Origin of the sequence: Autumnicola edwardsiae (assembly GCF_031846505.1) — a bacterium.
Lineage (GTDB): Bacteria > Bacteroidota > Bacteroidia > Flavobacteriales > Flavobacteriaceae > Autumnicola > Autumnicola edwardsiae.
In genome coordinates, this window is sequence record NZ_JAVRHP010000199.1 from 1 (window position 1) to 2,309 (window position 2,309).

Consider the following 2,309-nt stretch of genomic DNA (forward strand, 5'->3'; position numbering starts at 1 on the left):
CATTGCATTAATGGATACCCCTCGTGAAGCCGCCAAGGGAACCCTTAAAAAATTAAAAGAAATAGGAATTAAACGAATGATCATGCTTACTGGTGATAACCAGAAGGTAGCAGACGCAGTAGCAGAAGAAATAGGATTGACCGATGCCTGGGGTAGTTTATTACCGGAAGAAAAAGTGGATGCTATAAAAGAATTAAAAGAAAAGGAATCCAAGGTGGCAATGGTGGGCGATGGCGTTAATGATGCCCCTGCCATGGCAAACAGCACTGTAGGAATAGCTATGGGTGCTGCGGGAAGTGATGTAGCCCTGGAAACGGCGGATATTGCGCTAATGGCCGATAAGTTGGAAACCCTGCCCTTTGCCATAGGTTTAAGCAGGAAGGCAAAGGCGATTATCAGGCAAAACCTTTGGGTTAGCCTTGGTATTGTGGCCCTGCTTATACCTTCAACCATATTCGGCTTGGCAAATATTGGAGTGGCGGTAGTAATCCATGAAGGTTCGACGCTTCTGGTGGTTTTTAATGCGTTAAGGCTTTTGGCTTATAAAAAAGATTAGATCCGGACTTAGACTGTTTTTCGAAAGAATATAAAATGACAAAAACGGAAAAAAAATTATCGTCAAAAGGGATACGTCCCACTGAAATGAGGTTGAAAATTTACAAATACCTCAAAAGGAAAACTTATGCAGTAAGTTTAAATGAAATGCAAAAAGTCTTTATCAATAAAAATATCAAAACAGCCAATAAGACCACTTTCTACAGGGCGATAAAGCTCTTTGAGAAAAAAAGCATGGTGCACCAAATTGACGATGGAACTGCTTTTGCAAAATATGCGATTTCCGATGAAAACGCCAAAGGTAAACACAGTACAGATTTACATATGCACTTTCATTGTACCAATTGTAAGAAAACAATCTGTTTACCAAATAAAATATCGGAAGAGAGTTTGCCAAACCAGTATGAGGTGAACGATGTGAACCTAGTTTTAAAAGGGATATGTAAAAACTGTAGTAAAAAATAATAGGTGGGAGTGCCTTAAGCCTGAATCCCAGCCCCCAATGGTCAAGCTTAAGGTTTTTTCCACCGTAACTAACTTAAAAAAATGTGAATATGGAAAAATTTGATGTAACTATAATAGGATCTGGCCCGGGCGGGTATGTAAGTGCGATCCGTTGCGCCCAATTAGGATTAAAAGTAGCCATTATTGAAAGGTACAACACGCTTGGCGGCACCTGCCTTAACGTGGGCTGTATCCCGTCAAAAGCCTGGTTGGAAGCCTCTGAGCATTATTACAAACTCAAGCATCAATTCGAAAATTTTGGGATTGATGTTAAAGAGGCCAATGTCGATATCCTGAAAATGAACCAAAGGGTTCAGGATGTGGTACAGGAAATCATCAATGGTGTTGATTATCTGATGAAAAAGAACAAGGTTGCCGTCTATCAAGGCCACGGCACCATCAAGGACAAAAACACGATTGAGATTAAGGGCGGGGACAAAACGGAAACCATAACAACCGATAAAATCATCATTGCCACAGGGTCCAAACCCGCTTCACTGCCCAATATTAAAATAGACAAAAAGCGTATCATCTCTTCCACCGAAGCCCTTGCCCTACAGGAAATCCCCAAGCACTTAATGGTCGTTGGGGGTGGCGTTATCGGTGTTGAGATAGGTTCCGTATTCGCCCGCCTGGGTTCAAAGGTTTCCATAGTAGAATATTTTGATAGCCTTATCGCCACTATGGACGGCGCACTGGGACATCAATTGCACCGTTCCCTTAGAAAACAGGGAATTGATTTTTATTTGGAACATAAGGTGACAAACGCAACGGCAACTGAGGATAAAGTAGAATTGAAAGCGGAAAATCTTTCCGATAAAGAAGAAATGAGTTTAGATGGCGATTACTGTCTTATGGCCATTGGCCGAAAACCATACACCGCCAGTTTAGGGCTTGAAAATATAGGAGTGGAAACCAATGAGAAAGGACAGATAACGGTAGATAAAAACCTTGAAACCAATGTCAAGGGTGTGTATGCCATTGGGGATGTAATCCGGGGGGCAATGCTTGCCCATAAAGCCAGTGAAGAAGGCGTTTTTGTAGCCGAAAGCATAGCAGGTCAAAAGCCACATATCAATTATTCCCTTATCCCAAATATCGTGTACACCCAGCCTGAGGTCGCCGGTGTAGGCTTGACGGAAGAAGAACTGAAGAAGACCAATAGAAGTATAAAAACGGGCTCTTTTCCCTATAAGGCAAACGCACGGGCGAAGATAAGTATGGATACGGATGGTTTTATCAAGGTAATC

3 protein-coding genes are annotated in these 2,309 nt (G+C 42.1%); all 3 read left to right on the top strand.

Annotation, left to right across the window (positions count from 1 at the left end):
- Positions 1-556: HAD-IC family P-type ATPase (locus tag RM529_RS16900; protein WP_311485925.1), on the top strand; the 556-nt coding region annotated here is incomplete at its 5' end.
- Between the two features lie 35 nt (positions 557-591).
- Positions 592-1,020 carry a Fur family transcriptional regulator gene (locus RM529_RS16905; RefSeq protein WP_057482988.1) on the top strand — a complete coding sequence of 143 codons (429 nt, stop codon included), beginning with the start codon at positions 592-594 and terminating at the stop codon, positions 1,018-1,020.
- Between the two features lie 89 nt (positions 1,021-1,109).
- The coding region (gene lpdA, locus RM529_RS16910; protein ID WP_311485926.1) for a dihydrolipoyl dehydrogenase at positions 1,110-2,309 on the top strand (1,200 nt) is incomplete at its 3' end.